The sequence below is a fragment of the Streptomyces sp. NBC_01017 genome (assembly GCF_045162795.1).
Taxonomy (GTDB): Bacteria; Actinomycetota; Actinomycetes; order Streptomycetales; family Streptomycetaceae; genus Streptomyces; species Streptomyces machairae.
On record NZ_CP108683.1, the window covers coordinates 2,887,083 to 2,903,878 of the forward strand.

The 16,796-nt window shown below is 72.3% G+C and carries 11 protein-coding genes and 1 pseudogene; 6 read left to right on the forward strand and 6 right to left on the reverse strand.

Annotated features, from left to right (window positions below; genetic code table 11):
* Positions 1-246 precede the first annotated feature (246 nt).
* Positions 247-1,284 carry a DUF2637 domain-containing protein gene (locus tag OG331_RS13350; RefSeq protein WP_406195490.1) on the forward strand — a complete coding sequence of 346 codons (1,038 nt, stop codon included), beginning with the start codon at positions 247-249 and terminating at the stop codon, positions 1,282-1,284.
* A gap of 125 nt (positions 1,285-1,409) precedes the next feature.
* Here OG331_RS13350 and OG331_RS13355 read toward each other — a convergent pair whose 3' ends face one another.
* Together OG331_RS13355 and OG331_RS13360 are read right to left on the reverse strand one after the other, a co-directional pair.
* On the reverse strand, positions 1,410-1,832 hold the full coding sequence (locus OG331_RS13355; RefSeq protein ID WP_406195493.1) for an ATP-binding protein: 423 nt from the start codon (positions 1,830-1,832) through the stop codon (positions 1,410-1,412).
* A gap of 650 nt (positions 1,833-2,482) precedes the next feature.
* Complete coding sequence (locus OG331_RS13360; protein WP_406195496.1) at positions 2,483-3,100, reverse strand: hypothetical protein; 618 nt, start codon at positions 3,098-3,100, stop codon at positions 2,483-2,485.
* A gap of 236 nt (positions 3,101-3,336) precedes the next feature.
* Between OG331_RS13360 and OG331_RS13365 the strand changes: the two genes are divergently transcribed.
* Positions 3,337-4,650, forward strand: coding sequence for a helix-turn-helix domain-containing protein (locus tag OG331_RS13365; protein ID WP_406195498.1), 1,314 nt, complete (start codon positions 3,337-3,339; stop codon positions 4,648-4,650).
* A 12-nt stretch (positions 4,651-4,662) separates the two neighbouring features.
* Here the strand turns inward: OG331_RS13365 and OG331_RS13370 are convergent, their stop codons facing one another.
* Positions 4,663-5,955, reverse strand: a complete 1,293-nt coding sequence (locus tag OG331_RS13370) for a PP2C family serine/threonine-protein phosphatase (protein ID WP_406195501.1) — start codon at positions 5,953-5,955, stop codon at positions 4,663-4,665.
* Between the two features lie 222 nt (positions 5,956-6,177).
* Positions 6,178-9,900 carry a S8 family peptidase gene (locus OG331_RS13375; protein ID WP_406195504.1) on the reverse strand — a complete coding sequence of 1,241 codons (3,723 nt, stop codon included), beginning with the start codon at positions 9,898-9,900 and terminating at the stop codon, positions 6,178-6,180.
* Between the two features lie 267 nt (positions 9,901-10,167).
* Here OG331_RS13375 and OG331_RS13380 point away from each other — a divergent pair, with 267 nt between their 5' ends.
* The 4 genes and pseudogenes from OG331_RS13380 to OG331_RS13395 all read left to right on the forward strand — a co-directional run bounded on the left by OG331_RS13380 (position 10,168) and on the right by OG331_RS13395 (position 14,668).
* The gene (locus OG331_RS13380) at positions 10,168-11,157 is read left to right on the forward strand and encodes a helix-turn-helix transcriptional regulator (protein WP_363031582.1); all 990 of its coding nucleotides are present in this window, start codon (positions 10,168-10,170) and stop codon (positions 11,155-11,157) included.
* A 116-nt stretch (positions 11,158-11,273) separates the two neighbouring features.
* Complete coding sequence (locus tag OG331_RS13385; RefSeq protein WP_406195507.1) at positions 11,274-11,756, forward strand: DUF456 domain-containing protein; 483 nt, start codon at positions 11,274-11,276, stop codon at positions 11,754-11,756.
* Between the two features lie 140 nt (positions 11,757-11,896).
* Positions 11,897-14,234, forward strand: a pseudogene (locus OG331_RS13390) (glycosyl hydrolase family 95 catalytic domain-containing protein).
* A gap of 62 nt (positions 14,235-14,296) precedes the next feature.
* Complete coding sequence (locus OG331_RS13395; protein WP_406195510.1) at positions 14,297-14,668, forward strand: PPOX class F420-dependent oxidoreductase; 372 nt, start codon at positions 14,297-14,299, stop codon at positions 14,666-14,668.
* On the opposite strand, the gene OG331_RS13400 is transcribed toward OG331_RS13395, so the two are convergent.
* A complete protein-coding gene (locus OG331_RS13400; RefSeq protein WP_406195513.1) occupies positions 14,665-15,186 on the reverse strand; it encodes a methylated-DNA--[protein]-cysteine S-methyltransferase in 522 nt (173 codons plus the stop codon). The two genes, OG331_RS13395 and OG331_RS13400, sit on opposite strands and share 4 nt — an antisense overlap.
* A gap of 2 nt (positions 15,187-15,188) precedes the next feature.
* The gene (locus tag OG331_RS13405; protein ID WP_406209994.1) at positions 15,189-16,673 is read right to left on the reverse strand and encodes a DNA-3-methyladenine glycosylase 2 family protein; all 1,485 of its coding nucleotides are present in this window, start codon (positions 16,671-16,673) and stop codon (positions 15,189-15,191) included.
* Positions 16,674-16,796 lie beyond the last annotated feature (123 nt).

A 16,796-nucleotide genomic window follows, 5' to 3' on the forward strand; every position in this document is an offset into this window, starting at 1 on the left:
CCGTTACGGTTACAGGCGTTTCACGAATTCCTCACTTCGCGCAGGAACTTTCCGTGGAACCACCCGCACGGGTAGTGTTGTTCGAACTCAACTCCTGCCCCTCAAGCGGCAGTTCGAGCGGAACGCCGCCCTGGGCATCCCCTTGCACTTCCTTGGCGGCCTCTTGCCCCGAAACCCCCTGAGGGCCAGTGGGATTGGGCCACTATGGCGGGCGTTACGCCCTATCCCAATGCAAGGGACCCCCAGATGAGATTGACCGACATATCGCTGAACTGGTTGCTTCCGGGCGCCGTCCTGCTCCTGGGCCTGCTGGCGGCGATAGCGGTGCTTCGGCGCGGGAAGACCACGGGGAAGGACACGAGCGCCGACGACTCGTGGGAGCGCAGCGAGGAGCGCCGCAGGCGCAAGGAAGCCATATACGGCACCGCCTCGTATGTGCTGCTGTTCTGCTGTGCGGCCGTGGCCGCCGCGCTCTCCTTCCACGGCCTGGTCGGCTTCGGCGAGCAGAACCTCGGCCTGCACAACGGCTGGCAGTACCTGGTGCCGTTCGGTCTGGACGGCGCCGCGATGTTCTGCTCCGTGCTCGCGGTGCGCGAGGCCAGCCACGGTGACGCGGCCCTCGGCTCCCGGATACTCGTGTGGACGTTCGCGGCCGCCGCGGCCTGGTTCAACTGGGTGCACGCCCCCAGGGGCATCGGCCACGACGGCGCCCCGCACTTCTTCGCCGGCATGTCCCTCTCCGCGGCCGTGCTGTTCGACCGGGCGCTCAAGCAGACCCGCCGGGCCGCCCTGCGCGAGCAGGGTCTGGTGCCCAGGCCGCTCCCGCAGATCCGGATCGTCCGCTGGATGCGGGCGCCCCGCGAGACCTACAGGGCCTGGTCGCTGATGCTCCTGGAGGGCGTGCGCAGCCTCGACGAGGCGGTCGACGAGGTCCGCGAGGACAAGCGGCAGAAGGACGCGGCCCGGCTGCGCCGGCGCGAGCAGGAGCGCATGGAGCGGGCCCAGCTCAAGGCCATCAGCCGGGGCCACCGCGGCTTCGTCGGCCGCGGCGGCCGGCAGGTCGAGACGCAGGCTCTGGAGCGTGCCTCCGCCCAAGTCTCCGCGGAGCCTGCCATATCCGCGCCGGAGCAACTGCCCGTACGCTCACGTCCGTCACTTCAGCCCGTACGCACCGGTTCTGACCCGGTGACCGTCGACCTCACTTCGGAGGACGACACCATGGCCTTGCCACGGCTCGACTCCCTGGAGCGCAAGCTCAAGGACCTCGAGCAGCAGTTCGGCTGAGCACTCCGCTCGTCAACGGCATCGACGGCCTTTGACAGCACGGCATCGACGGGAAGGGGCGCGACCCGGGACTCGGGTCGCGCCCCTTCCCGTCGTCGTACGACCTGCGACACCGGCAGCGCGCATCACGCGGCATCCGCGTCGAGTTCGAACCACACCGCCTTCCCCACCCCGTGCGTCCGCACGCCCCAGTCGTCCGCGAGGGACTGGACCAGCACCAGGCCTCTGCCGTTCGTACAGCTGTCGGCGTTCGGTACGCGCAGTCTGGGCCGGCGGGCCACGAAGTCCCTCACCTCCACCCTGAGTCCGTGCGGTCCGACGATCGCCGTCAGGACGGCGTCATGGTCGGTGTGGACGATTGCGTTGGTGACGATCTCGCTGGTGAGCAGTTCGGCTATGTCCGATCGTCCGGGCCTCCCCCAGTGCCGTAACAGCTCGCGCAGAGCCCTGCGTGCCTCCGGTACGGCCCGCAGGTCCGCCCGTCCGAGTCTGCGCCTGAGCTGAGGCGACTGCGCGTGTTCCCCGGCGCTCGCGGCCTTGTCCTCCACTGTCCGTGCCGAAGAGGCCCCGATGGTGATGGGACCGCCCCCTCGTGCCTGCCTTTTCATGACCCCCGCCCGCGTGCCGATGTCGGTTCCCCTCCTGCTCGAACACGTTCACGGGAACCTTTCCCAGTCGGACCGGCGGCAGTCATGTCGAATCGTCAACGACCAGGTGTTCGGCCACGGTTACGGCAGGCCGTGCCGGTGGATGAAACCCGGAACGTCACCCACCGGCCGCCCGCAGGCCGTCCCGGGAGACGACCGAATCGAGTCGGCCACCGGCCATGGCCTCGGCCTGCGGGCCGCGGGTGTGATTCCGGCGAGGGGAGGCAAGGCGGTTCAATCCGCCCGCGCGGAGGCGGCCGACCAGGGCAGTCCTGCACGGCATCGGGCCGATGTTCCCCGGGGCCCGCGGACCGCGGTGGATCGGCCCGTTCGACGATCCCGCTCTGCGGATCCGGCCGTACGCGACCCGGACGCCCGGCGGGTGCGGGGCGGCATCGAGGCGCCTCCGGGGCCGGTGCCCGCAGTCCGTGAATCTGGCCGGAATTCGCTACTGCAGCGGCCCCGGTGGTGCCGTGTGGTGGCGGGGCCGCCCGCCCGACCCCCGTCCGGGAGGGCGGCCCCGCTGGTGAGGTGGTCCTTGCGTGCGACGGTCAGTAGAGCTTGTTGACCGCGGTGGTGGTCGTCTTCTTGAAGGCCTTCACCGGCGCGTCCGTGAAGTCGCCCATCTGCCCCCACTGCACGACGGTGACGGTGCCGCCGTCCCGGCCGACGGAGACGAGGTGGATGTCCATGGCGCCCCACGAGGCCCGGGTCGCGAAGCCGTGGACGCGGGCGCCCTCCTCGACCGGCAGGCTGCCGTAGCTCTTGTAGTCGGCCTCGATCTCCGGGTCGGCGTCCATGCGCGTGACGCAGCGCTTGACCTCCTTGTCGAGGCGGGTGGCCAGGGCCTTGGCCTTGGCGTTGTCACCGACGACGACGTTGAGCTGCTGGGCACCGGTGTCGAGCTCGGTGCGGAAGGTGCGGTAGCGGGAGTCGTAGGCGAGCAGCGCGTCGCCGAAGCAGTACTGCATCTCCTCCGGCACCCCGTCGGCGACCGGGGCGGCGGTCCAGGCGGAGGAGGGGTGCGGCGGGAGTTCGGTCGCCGACAGGAACTTCGGCGCGGGCGCCTTCGGCGCGGCGCCTGCGGGTGCGGCGGTGAGTGCGGCGCCCGCGGCGAGGCCCGCGACGACGAGTGCGGCGAGCGTGCCGGTGCGAGTGCGCTTGGACATGGGTGTCCCCCCGTGAATGACATGAAAGCGTGAACGATCGGAAGTGAGCCGGCACCGACGGCGGATGGTCCGTCCGGCTCTGGTCGGTGCGACACCAAGAGCATCAGCCGTCACGGCGGGCGACCGCAAGCGCCGACACCCGATCCGCGACGGTGGAACCATCCCAGCCCTTCTGACGTGCAGGTATATGGAGTGCCTGGGATGCCGTCCCGGGACGGTGAGGACACGGGGGAACGGTGTCGGCAGCACAGGACGACGTCCAGGAGTTCGCGGCGTTGCTCAGCCGCCTGAAGGACCGCACCGACCGCAGCTACGGTCAGCTGGCCCGCCGCCTGAACATGAACACCTCCACGCTGCACCGCTACTGCGCCGGAGACGCGGTCCCGCTCGACTTCGCCCCCGTGGAGCGCTTCGCCGCGTTGTGCGAGGCGACGCCTCAGGAGCGGCTGGAGCTGCACCGGCTGTGGATCCTGGCGGTGGCGGCGCGGCAGCGGTCTCGTTCCGCGGCTTCCGCCGCGGCCGACAGCACCCCCTCCGCAGCGGACGACTCCCCCACGGACACGGCCGAGGAGACGATGGGGCTTCACAGCGGGGGCCCGGCATCGACCGACACCTCTCCCCGCCACCCCTGGTACCGCCGCCGGCGCCTGCTGGTCTCGGCAGCCGTGGCGACGGCTCTGCTCGCCACGCTCGGCAGCCTCTCCGCCCTGCCCGACGACGGCGGTCCCCGCGCGAGCGACTCCGTCCAGGGCTCCGATCCGGCCCGTACGACACCGACGGGCGCTCCCCGCCCGAAGTCGACGGCCTCGCCGAGCCCCTCGCCCACCACACCGTCACCGTCGGCCGACGACTCGAAGAAGTCCTCGCCGAAGCCGGCTCCGTCCGAGGACGCACCCTCGAAGAAGGCCGGCCGGCAGCAGCCCCCGGCCGGAGTGCCGCTCACCTGGAGCACCAACTCCCATGTCTGGCAGGCCGGCTGCGGCCACGACTACGTCGTCGCCAGGCCGCCCAGCCAGGTACCGCCGCCTCCCGCGCCGCAGGATGCCGAGGTGTGGGCGGGCTCGCAGAGCGCGGTGCACGGGGAGCAGACGATGATCGAGATCTCCGTGCAGGGCAAGACGTCCACGGCCGTCGTCCTGAAGGCCCTGAGGGTGCGCGTCGTCGGCCGCTCGGCGCCTTCCGGGGGCACCGTCTACACCATGGACCAGGGCTGCGGCGGAGCGCTGACGCCTCGCTACTTCGGCGTCGACCTGGACAAGGACCGCCCCATCGCCCGCCCGGTGGACGGCAACGACACGGGCGTCACGATCCCGGCCATGCGCCTGCCGTACCGCGTCTCCGCCGAGGACCCGGAGGTGCTGCTGGTCGACGCGCGGACGGAGAACTGCGACTGCAGCTGGTACCTGGAGCTGGACTGGTCGTCCCAGGGCCGCACCGGCACGGTCCGCATCGACGACCACGGCCGCCCCTTCCGCACTACGGGCATCAAGGGGCTGCCCAGGTACGTGTACGACACCTCGGCCCGCTCGTGGGTGACGTACCGGCCGTAGCCGAAGCCGCCGTCAGGCCTCCCAGACGGCGGCCGCCGTACGGTCGTCGGCGTACCCCTTGACCCGGACCTGGGTGTCGGCGAGGAACTCGGCGAGGCCGGGCGGTTCGGGAGCGGACCACCGTCCGGTGAGGTGGGCGGCGAGTTCGGGTTCGCCGCGCAGGGGGTCGGCGAGGCCGCCGGTGCACATGAGGAGGGTGTCGCCCGGGCGGGCCACCGAGGCCCGGAAGCGGAAGGGTTCGCGGGGCGGTTCGGGGGCGGGGTCGTAGGGGCTCGGGGGTGTGGGGATGCCGAGGTCCATGGTGAGGCGGTCGCCTTCGGGGGTCTCGGCGGGGAGCGAGCCGAAGCCGACGACGGGGTCGCCGGTGAGATCCGTGACGCGGGGCTCGATGTCCTGCCATTCGCCGCCCCGCAGACGGAAGAGTCCGCCCGCGCCGACTCCGAAGAAGACCCGGGTCCGGCACTCGGGGTCGGCGGGGAGGAGGAGGCAGCGCAGGGTCGCCGCGTACTCCTCGGGTTCGATGCCCTGTTCGGCGGCGCTGGCGCGGAGTTTGCCGAGGCTGCGGTCGGTGAGGCGGTGCAGGCCCGACTTCAGGTCGCCGCGCCTCGCGGCCCTTATGTCGTCCGCGAGCCGCCCGTGACTGCGGCCGACGGCCCGGCCGATCCAGTGGCAGGCCTCGGCGGCGGCGCGGTGTGCGCCCGGGGTGGCTCGGGCGCCGGTGGCCATCGCCACCAGGATCAGGGCGTGTTCGCCGGTGCCGAAGCGGGCGGTGAGGAGGGAGTCGCGGCGGGGTTCGCCCCGGTAGCGGGCGGAGTCGCCGCGCAGGGACACGGCCCGCAGGGTGGAGGCGCCGTAGCGGGCGCCGTCGAGGACGGTGTCGGCGACCAGGTCGTCGAGGTCGTCAGGGTCGGCCGGTGGCAGGGCGGTGGGTTCGGGGGCGTAGGTGGGAGGGCCGTCGCCCACGTAGTCGAGGGGGATCGGGGGGTGGGTGGGGATGTCCACCTCGGTCGCGGTGCGGGGCTCGTCGTCGGTCGGAGGTGCCGCCCGTCCCCGGGGTTCCTCCACGGTGAATCCCGGCGGTTTCGGCAGGCCCGCGGGAAAGGTCGACGGGACCACCACGGCATCCGTGCCGGCGCGCGGAGCCGGAACCGGGGCGCCGGTTCCTGACACTCCCGCCGCCGAGGCGAAGCGGTCGTCCAGTGTGTCGGGCGCCTTGGTCGGGCCCGTGTCATCGGTGAAGTCACCGTACAGCTGCCCCCACCAGTCGTCCTCGTGACCGGTGGCCTTTCCCCCCTGCTGGCTCATGCCCCCAATTGTCCACCGCACGGCCCGGATGAAAACGGGGCATCCGGAAAATCCGACCCGGTGAACCGCCTTGAAAGGGCGTGGTCGAGTGAGGTGTTGAACAGTCGTGCGAGGCAAGTGACGGAACAGGACGTGAAACAGGTCGCCGGGCGGCCCCACCCCCCACGGGAGGACCGCCCGGCGACTGTCGGGTGACCCGGGCCCGGATCCCCTTCGCGCGCCTCAGCGCACGTCGTAGGCCCGGGTCACGATCTGGGTGACCGAGGTGCCGTTCGTGTCGGTCAGGACGGTTTTGAGCGTGACCTGCTTTCCTGTCGCTCCGCTGTGATCCACCTTCGCGGTCCAGGTGCCGTCGTCCTGCCGTGCAGTCAGTGTCTCGGTCCAGGTACCGCCTTCGTCGTAGGAGTAGGCGAGCCGGGCCCGTGTCACCTCCCCCGGCCGGTAGCCCGCGTGGCCGGTCGCCGTGAGTGTGATCTCCTGTCCGTCCTCGGCGGGGAGCGTCTTCAGGCCGTCCTCCGGCAGCGTGTACCGCGGGAAGAGCATCGGTATGCCTTGCGAGTAGGCGTCCTCGTCCAGTGCCGAGCGGAAGGTCCAGGTCGTCGTCGTGTTCGTCGAGCGCTTCCACGCCCCGGCCGGAGGACCGATCTTCGCCGTGTCCAGGGTGAGTTCGTAACTCGACCGGTCGGCCGGGACGGTGAACACCCCGAACGGGTAAGGACTTTCCCCGACCGTCTCGCCGCCCCGCTTGAGTGTCATGCTGCCGATGTCGCCGAAGCTCCCCTGTATGCCCTGGTGTTGGCCGTCGCCCCAGAAGGCGGGTGCCACGCCGATCAGGTTGCCCTGCCGTTCGGCGGCGAGGGCGGGCCGGCCGTCGGCGTCGAGCGGGGTGGCGGGGGCGAGGACACCGCCGTACCACTCCTCGGTCCGCCGCTCCCCCTTCCCGTACGTCCGCACGGGGTCGATCATGAACTCGCCCCACGGGAAGCTGCTGGACTTCTCGTGCTCCCAGCCGGTCGTGCCCGGCGAGTGGTACTCGGTGCGGGTGAAGGGCGCAGGGACCGTCTCCAACCCGGCGAAGTAGCCGCTCAGTCCGTTCGGGCGGGTCATGGCGGTCAGGTCGATGTGATCGGTGGCGGCGGACGCCATCGAGTGGTACGTCGCCATCGTCGCCGCCAGGTCCCGGTCCCGGACGCGGTAGGTGCGGTCGCCGCCGATCGGGCCCTTCTCCGGGAACGCGAGGTTGTAGACGTACGGGCTCTTGGCGGTGGCCTTCCAGCGCAGGGTCACGTCCCCGGCGGCGAGCAACGCCTTCGCCTCGTCGGCGGGGATGGCGAGGACGGGCAGTGCGCCGCCGGTGAAGCCGGCCGACGGATACCAGCGGCCGGGTGCGTCACGGTGGACGAGGACCGCCACCGCACCGGCCTCCTTCGCGCGCCCCGCGACCTCGTGGGCGCTCCCGCCGTCCGGGATTCCGACGAGTGCGATCTTTCCTGCCGCCCCCGAAAGCTCCTCCTCGGCACCGGACTTGGCATCGAACAGCGGCGCCCGGCCCGTGCCGTCGAGGTTGGCCGAGTTGAAGGATGCGGTCGTCGGGTGCAGCGACCGGCCGCCCACCACGGCGAGTTCGGTGATCTGCGGAGCCGCCGCGCGCCAGAAGCTGTCGAACTCGAAGTCCCCGTCGGCCGCCCTGCCCGTGACGGAGGCGTAGTAGCCGCGCACTTCGCGCCCACCGGCCGCCGTGCCCGCGTGCAGCCAGGTGTCGTCCCAGCTGCGGGCGAACCCGAGTGTGGCGCTGCGGAGTTCGGTCGGTTCGTCCGTTCGGATGTTCAGTCGGTGGGCCTTGCGGGCGTCGAGGACGACGGTCGTGTCGTCGCGGATCTCCAGCTGCGGACGGCCGAGGTAGGTGAGGGAGTCGAGGAGCGTGCCCTCGGTCTCGGGGGTCGTGATGAAGCTGGAGAGGAAGTAGGCGCCCGGACGGATCTCGTACGTCTGGTCCGCGGCACCCTCGTTGAAGCGGCGCTCGCCGGCCGCGTCGTCGGTGCCGATCAGGTCGACGGAGGAGGCGCCGTCGGCGGGCTTGCCGAGGCGGTCGACCAGTTTCACGCGCAGGGTGACGGTCTCCGGCTGGACGTGGAGCGCGAAGGGGGTCGAGACCGTGCTGCTGCCGTCTTTGGCCGTGGCGAGGACGCGGCCCGTGATGTCGCCGTACTGGGCCCGCGCGAGCGTCGCCGTCGGGTCGATCCGCAGCGGGACCTCGACCGTCCTGCCCGCCGCAACGGTGACCGAGCGGGCACCGAGCCGGGCGATCGACGAGCGGACGGTGGAGCCGTCGTTGCCGGTTACGGCGGGCACCGACAGCTTCAACTCCACCGCCCTGTCCGTGGTGTTGGTGTAGGGAACGGCGACCGTCGTACGGTCGCTCGCGTCCTGCGGCCAGTTGAAGGTGCCCGTTTGGAGCGCCGGTGCGCCCAGCACCTGCTGCCCGATCGCGGCGCGGACGTCGAGGCGTCCGCCACCTGTGGCGCGGGCGTCGCCGGGGATGTCCGTGTCGGCGGAGGAGACGAGCGCCGCCTTGATCTGCCGCGCGCTCCAGTCGGGGTGGCGTTGCCTGACGATGGCCGCCGCGCCCGCGACGTGCGGGGTCGCCATCGACGTACCGCTCATGGACCGGTAGGCGTACACGCCACGCCCGCCCGCCTGCGCGGCGGAGATGCCGACGCCCGGTGCGGCGATCTCCGGCTTGAGGGTGTGCGAGCCGTACACCGGGCCGCGGCTGGAGAAGGAGGCCGTGGAGTCGTCACGGTCGACGGCGCCGACGGTGAGGACGCTCGGGGCGCAACCGGGGGACGAGACCGTGTTGTTGCCGGGGCCGGTGTTGCCCGCCGCGATGACGAACAGGGTGTTCTGGCTCGACCGGGCGAGTTCCTCCGTCGCCTGGGCCATCGGGTCGGTGCAGTCGGTGCGGGCCGGGTTGCCGAGGCTCATCGAGACGACGTCGGCGCCCTGGTCGACGGCCCACTGCATGCCGGCGATGATCCACGAGGTCTCGCCCTGGCCGTAGTCGTTGAGGACCTTGCCGTGGAGGAGGTCGGCACCGGGCGCGACGCCCTTCTTCCTGCCGTCGCTCGCGGCGCCGGTGCCGCCGACAGTTGAGGTGGTGTGGGTGCCGTGGCCGTCGTGGTCGTCGGCGTCCGGGGAGTCGGTGAAGTTCTTCGAGGCGGTGATACGGCCCTTGAGGTCGGGATGTTCCGCGTCGGCACCGGTGTCCAGGACGGCGACCTTGGTGCCCTTGCCGTCGTAGCCGGCGGCCCAGGCCTCGGGGGCGTGCACCTGACGGGTCGAGCGGTCGAGGGTGGCCCGGACCTTGGCGTCGAGCCACAGCTTCTTCAGATCGCCGGCCGCGCGGGAGCGGGGGCTCGTGACGTCGGCCCAGAAGTCGGCGGCCTTCTTCTTGTCGGCCTCCAGGGCCACACCGTCGATCGGGTCGAGGACGAGACCGCGTTCGGCGCCGCGCGGGGCGGGCGGGACGGCTCGGGCGACGGAGCGGTCGTACGTGGCGATCAGCGGGAGCGTCCTGCGGTGGGCGTCGTCGTAGCCCTGACGGATCAGGCCGGTGACGTTGAAGAGTTCCTCGTCGACGCGGCCGGCGGCGATCGCCTCGACCGCGCCCGCGGGGTAGACGTACAGGTCGTCGCCGGACCGGCGGGTCTGCGTGAAGGGCGTCGTGCCGTCCTCGCCCGGCAGGGCTACGGCCCCGGCGCGGGTGACCAGGACGCGGTCGCCGGTGACGAGGGTGACGACGGAGCCTGAGCCGGCGCCGGGGGTGGCCCGGTCGCCGGTCAGCGGCCTCGGGCCGTCGGTCGCCGGGTGAGCGGGCACGGCGGTGGCCGCATGCGTGGGTACCGCTGTCGTCACGGCCAGGATCGCGGCGGTCGCCGCACCCATGGCCGTACGCGATATCGCTCTCCCCAAGATCGGCCTCTTCCCTTGCTGCCGCCTGCCGACGGGCGCGAAAGCGCAGGCCGGGAAGGCCCAAGTCGGGCAAAGCGGGCGGTGGTTGATGCTGCGGTGGCGTCACCTTGGCAGAGTGGCGGGTGGTACGGCGATGATGTGCGAAGGCGGTTTTGCGCCGTGGCCGTTTTCCGCCACGGCCCGGACGCCGGTGTTCTTTTTGCGGATGTGCGGATGTTCTTCGGGGAGGGGCGCGGCCCGATGCTGGGAGCGATAGGTCTCGACGAGACACACGAGTCGGCGTACCGCGTCCTGGTGTCCGTGGGCGCCGCCGACGTACCGGATCTCGCGCGACGGCTGACGCTCGGCGAGCACGACACCGAGCGCGCCCTGCGCCGCCTGGAGCGGCACGGGCTCGCGGCGCAGTCCTCGGCCCGGCCCGGCCGCTGGGTCGCCGCACCTCCCGGGGTGGCGCTGGGCGCGCTGCTCACCCAGCAACGGCACGAGCTGGAGAAGGCGGAGCTGGCGGCCGCGTTGCTCGCCGAGGAGTACCGGGCGGGCGTCGCCGAACCGGCAGTGCACGACCTGGTCGAGGTGGTGATCGGCGCGGCCGCGGTGTCGCAGCGCTTCCTGCAGCTCCAGCTCGGGGCGAGCGAGGAGGTGTGTGCGCTGGTCACCGGCAACCCGGTCGCCGTCACCGGAATCGAGAACGAGGCGGAGGAGCAGGCCGCCCACCGCGGCGTCCGCTACCGGGTGGTCCTGGAGCGCTCGGTCCTCGACCAGCCGCACGGCATCACCGAGCTGTCCGCCGCCCTCGGCCGCGAGGAGCAGGTGCGGGTCGTCGACCAGGTGCCGACCAAGCTGGTGATCGCCGACCGCACGCTCGCGCTGGTGCCGCTGACCTCGCACACCGCGGAGCCGGCCGCGCTGGTCGTCCACGCGAGCGGGCTGCTGGAGCTGCTCTCCGGGCTGTTCGAGACGGTGTGGCGGGAGGCGCTGCCGGTCCGCCTCGGCACGTCCGGCGTCACCGAACAGCAGCCGGACGGCCCCGACGACACCGACCTGGAGGTGCTGTCCCTGCTGCTGGCCGGCCTGACCGACGCGAGCGTGGCCAAACAGCTGGACCTGGGGCTGCGGACCGTACAGCGCCGGGTGAAGCGGCTGATGGAGCTGACCGGGGTGACGACGCGACTGCAGCTGGGGTGGCACGCGTACGAGCGGGGGTGGGTGGCGCGGGAGCGGCAGGGGTGACGGGCGCCCGGTACGGGGAGGGGGACGGGGGCCGGGTACGGGCAGGGGTGCCGGTGGCGCACCCACGCCGGCCAGGCTGATCTGCGCTTTCTCCCGCGCTCCGGCAGTCTGGTCAGATGGGAGTGTGGGACCTTGTGCTGGTCGGCCTGGTCCTCCTGCTCGGCCTCTGCGGAGTGCTGGTTCCCGGCGTGCCGGGGTCGTGGCTGGTGTGGGCCGGGGTCTTGTGGTGGGCGCTGAAGGACCCCCAGCCGGTCGCGTGGTGGGTGCTCGTCGGGGCCACCGTCGCACTGTTCCTCTCCCAGGTGGTGCGCTGGGCGCTCCCGCCCCGCCGACTGCGCCCGAACTGGGCCGGCCGTCGCATCGTGGTCTATGCCGGAGCGGGGTCGTTCCTGGGCTTCTTCCTGATCCCGGTGCTCGGCTCGATCCCCGGCTTCATGGCCGGCATCTACCTCGGCGAACGGCTCCGGCTGGGCCGCCACGGCGAGGCGAGGGCGGCGCTGCGGACGGCGATGCGGGCGGGCGGTTCGAGCGTGCTGGCGGAGCTGTTCACGTGCCAGCTGATCGCGGGGGCGTGGCTGGGCGCCGTGATCTGGGGCTGATGCATCGAGTGCATCATCGATGCCGATACATCGGGTCTCTCTCGTCGTATTGACGACTCCTCACCCCTTCTCTACGTTGCGTCGCGGGATAGCTCCGATGAATTGGAGCTCCGATGAATCGCCGTGCAGAGGGAGGCGTCATGCCCAGCCCGTCCAGACGTACCGTGCTCGCCACCGGATCCGCCCTCGGCGGGACCCTCCTCGCAGGCGGCTTGCCCGCACAGGCGAGCGCAGCCGACGGTGCGGCCCCCTCCGACCCCTGGCGCACCGTCCTCGAAGACGCCGACCTCGTCTGGCAGCGGATGCCGACGACCTGGTACGAGGGCCCCTTCCTCGGCAACGGCTTCCTCGGTTCCGGCATCTACGCCGAGCCGGGCGCCGGGGCGAACGGCGGGACCCGCGCCGTGCGCTTCAACGTCCAGCACTCCGAGGTGCAGGACCACCGCCCCGAGTTCGGCTCGCTGTTCGGGCTGGCCCGCCTCCCGATCGGCCACTTCACGCTGGAGCCGGTGGGCACGATCACCGGCCTGGACTGGCGGCTCGGCCTGCGCGACGCCGAGCTGACCGGGACGCTCAGCACGGACAAGGGCACGCTCACCCTGCGGGCCCTGGTGCACAACGACCGCTCGGTCCTGGCCGTCGAGGTCACCCCGAGCGCGGGTGAGCGCGACTTCCGGTGGGTGTTCCACCCGGCGGACGCGATCAGCCCCCGGGCGGCCTTCAAGCCGCTCCCCGACGGCTACCGGGGCAATCCCCCGGCCGAGGTCGCACAGCACGACGGCGTGTGGGCGGCCGTACAGCCCCTGCTGGCGGGCGGGCAGCATGTGACGGCATGGCGGGAGCGGAGCACGGGCAGGGCACGGACGCTGTACGTCCATGTCGCGCACTCCCACCCGGGCACAACGGCGCTCGGGCGGGCGCTCAAGGCCGTACGCGGCGCGAGCCCGCTCCCCTACTCGGCGCTGGCGCTGACGCACCGGGCCTGGTGGCACGCCTACTACCGCAAGAGCTTCCTCTCCCTCCCCGACGCGCGGATGCAGCGCTTCTACTGGATCCAGCTCTACAAGACCGCCTCCGCCGCCCGCCGCGACGCCCCCGTGATGGCGACGAGCGGCCCCTGGCTGGAGCCCACCCCCTGGCCCAACACCTGGTGGAACCTCAACGCCCAGCTGGAGTACTGGCTGATCCACGGCTCCAACCACCTCGAACTCGACGCGATCACCCGGTCGCTGAGCGAGTTCCGGGACAACCTGGCCAGGGAGACGGCGCCCCCGTACCGCGCCGACTCCCTCGGCATCCCGCGCACCACGGACCCCCACCTGGTCAACGGCGCCGACGGCCCCCCTCACCGGCTACGGCGTCGGCATCCCCGGCCAGGAGCCGCCGACCCCCGAGGTCGGCAACCTCACCTGGGCCCTGCACAACGTGTGGCTCAGCTACCGCCACACCATGGACGAGTCGATCCTCAGGGACGTCCTGTACCCCCTGCTGCGCAAGGCGATCAACTACTACCTGCACTTCCTGGAGCCGGGCCCGGACGGCAAACTGCACCTGCCGGCCACGTTCTCCCCGGAGTACGGCGGCAACTCACGGGACTGCAACTACGACTTGATGCTGCTGACCTGGGGCTGCCGCACCTTGCTCGACGCGGCCGAACTCCTCGGTATCGACGACGAGTTGGCACCGCGCTGGCGTGACGTGCCGGCCCGGCGGGCGCCGTACCCGACCGATGCGAACGGCCTCATGATCGGCGCGGACATCCCCTTCGCGAAATCCCACCGCCACTACTCGCATCTGCTCGCGGTGTACCCGCTGTACGAGCTGACCGGGAGCACGCCGGACGAACGGGCCCTGATCGAGAGGTCGTTGGCACACTGGGTGGGCTTCGAGGGCGCCCTGCAGGGCTACACCTTCACCGGCGCCGCTTCGATGTCCGCGCTGCTCGGCAAGGGCGAGGACGCGCTGACGTACCTGGGCGAGCTGATGTCCCGCTTCGTCCAGCCCAACACCATGTACAAGGAGTCGGGCCCGGTCATCGAGACACCGCTGTCGGCGGCGCAGTCCCTGCACGACATGATCTGCCAGTCCTGGGGCGGCATGATCCGGGTCTTCCCCGCGCTGCCGGCCGCCTGGGCCGACCTGACCGTGCACAAGTTCCGCACGCAGGGTGCGTTCCTGCTGTCGGCGGTCCGCAAAAGCGGGGTCACCCGCTGGGTGCGGCTGGTCAGCGAGGCGGGCGCTCCCTGCGTCGTACGGCACGGCATCACCGGGCCGGTGGAGGTACGGGACGGACGGGGCCGCCCACTGCGCTGGTCCGCCGCGGGCGAGGGCACGGTCCGCATCGCCCTCCGGAAGGGCGACTCGGCACTGATCACGGCGCGCGGCGACCGTCCGGACCTGACGATCGCGCCGGTGCAGCCGAACGAGGAGGCCCCACGCTGGGGACTCCCCGCGGAGCGGCCGGTGCGGCCGGAGTAGGCCCGTGGCCCTAGGGCGAGCAGCCGATGCGCCGGGGCGGTGGGAGTGTTTCGCTGGGTCCTGTGACCGAATTCAGCGAGGCAGAACGCGCATATCTGGGATCGCAGCGGCTGGGGCGGCTGGCCACCGTCGACCCGGAGGGCCAGCCGCAGGCCAATCCGGTCGGCTTCTTCCCGCAGGACGACGGGACGGTCCTGATCGGCGGCCTCGCCATGGGCACCACGAAGAAGTGGCGCAATCTGCGGAACAACCCGAAGCTCGCCCTGGTCGTCGACGATCTCGTCAGCGTACGGCCGTGGCGGGTGCGCGGGATCGAGATCCGCGGGGACGCGGAGCTCCTCACGGGCCCGCACGAGCTGGGCCCGCACTTCAGCGAGGAGGTCATCCGCATCCGTCCGCGGTGGGTCCGCAGCTGGGGGCTGGAGGGGGACTAGAGCCTGCCCTCCAGCGTGAGCAGCCGCATCTTGCGCTCGATCCCGCCCGCGTACCCGGTCAGTGACCCGTCGGCCCCGATCACCCGGTGGCAAGGACGGACGATCAGCAGCGGGTTGGCACCGATCGCCCCGCCGACGGCCCGTACGGCGGCACGGGAGGCACCGATCCGCGCGGCGATCTCGCCGTACGTCGTGGTGGCGCCGTAGGGAACGGAGTCGAGGGCGGCCCAGACCTTCTCCCGGAACTCACTGCCGGCTGTCCTCAACTCCAGCCGGAACTCCTTGAGTTCACCGGCGAAGTAGGCGGCGAGCTGTTCCTCGGCCGCACGGAAGAGCGCGGGGTCGCGCCGCCAGCCGTCCTGCACGGTACGGCCGCCCTTCTGGCCCGGCACGGAGAGGGAGGTCAGGGCGCCGGTGGCCGGGTCGGCGGTGAGGAGGAGGGGGCCGACGGTGCTGTCGACCTCGGTCCAGTGGGTCGGGGCGGGGGTAGCGGTCAGGGTGGGCTTCGGGGTGGTCATGATTACTCCAACTCCCCTGCTGCACGCAGGTGTTGCAAGGCATAGGAGCGCCAGGGGCGCCAGCTGTCGGGGGTGTCGGTGCCGGGCGGGGCGACGTCCGGGTCGCCGAGGGCACGGGTACGGATGACGGCGACGGCACGGGCATCCAGTCCGGGCAGGCCGAGCAGCGCACGGTGGGCCTCGTCGCGGTCGGCGCCCGGGTCCAGCCGTAGGGCACCGTCGGCGAGGGCGGCGGTGAGCGCGCCCAGCGGCCCGTCGGGCTCGGCCTCGGCGAGGACGGCCGCCTCGGGGAACAGATGGGTGAGGCTGCCGCAGGGCGCGTCGAGGGCCTTGCCGTACCGCCGCACCAGCCGCTCGGCCTCCGCCGGCCCGACCAGTGCCCGCACGGCCAGCTCCTCCGCGTCGGCGGCCCCGGGCGACCGCAGGCCCGGCCGCGCGGCGACCAGGGGCGCGAGCCGGGAATCGGCGCCGAGCCTCTCGTCGACGGCGTACGGATCGGCATCGAGGTCGAACAGCCGCCGGAGCCGCTGCACGGCGGTGGTCAGATCGCGCGGGTCGGTGAGGTGGAGACGGGCGTCGAGCCAGCCGCCGGGGTGGGTCGCCGAGGCAGGTGTGGCGCACAGGTGGGCAGCGGGGGCACCCAGAGGTCCCGGCGCGCCCGGGCCGGGGGCGACGTGGCCATCCGCGGTCGCCCGCCTCCGCACACCGCCCGTCCGCTCCTGCACCGCCACGATGCCGGTGCCGTGCGGCAGCCGCAGGGTGCGGCGGTACGTCCGGCGCCCGGCCGGCCCGCTGACGTCCTCGACGCCGGGCACGGCCTCGCGCTCCAGCAGGTCGAGGACGAGGCCCGCCCGGTACGGGCCCCGGTACGCGAGCCGCAGCGGGATCCCGGCCGAGGGAGTGCCCGCCCGCCGGTCGCCACGGCCGTTCTTCGGTGCGGCGGCCCGCAGCTCGCTCGGGGTCGACGCGTACACCTCCCGGATCGTGTCGTTGAACTGCCGCACGCTGGCGAACCCGGCGGCGAAGGCGATCTCCGTGATCGCCAGCCCGGTGGTCTGCAGGAGCACACGCGCGGTGTGCGCCCGCTGCGCCCGGGCCAGCGCGACCGGTCCGGCGCCCAGCTCGGTGGTGAGCTGGCGCTGCACCTGCCGCGCGCTGTAGCCGAGCCGCGCGGCGAGCCCGGCGACGCCCTCCCGGTCGACGATCCCGTCGCCGATCAGCCGCATCGCCCGCCCGACGGCATCGGCCCGCACATTCCACTCGGCGGACCCCGGCACGGCATCCGGCCGGCACCGCCGGCAGGCCCGGAAACCCGAGCCCTGCGCGGCGGCGGCCGTCGCGAAGAACCGCACGTTACGCCGCTTCGGCGTGACCGCGGGGCAACTGGGGCGGCAGTAGATGCCCGTCGTCTCCACGGCGAAGAAGAACTCGCCGTCGAACCGGGCATCCCGGCTGCGCACCGCCTCGTACCTGGTGTCTTCGTCCATCACGGTGTCCAGTCTCCGCCGTGACAGTGGTGCGGGCTAGCGGGAATCGGACATCAAGCCAGTCCAGCCCGTCCGGCGTCTGAGGACGAGGCCGTTCAGGCCGGCAGCGGGGGTCCGGGGGCC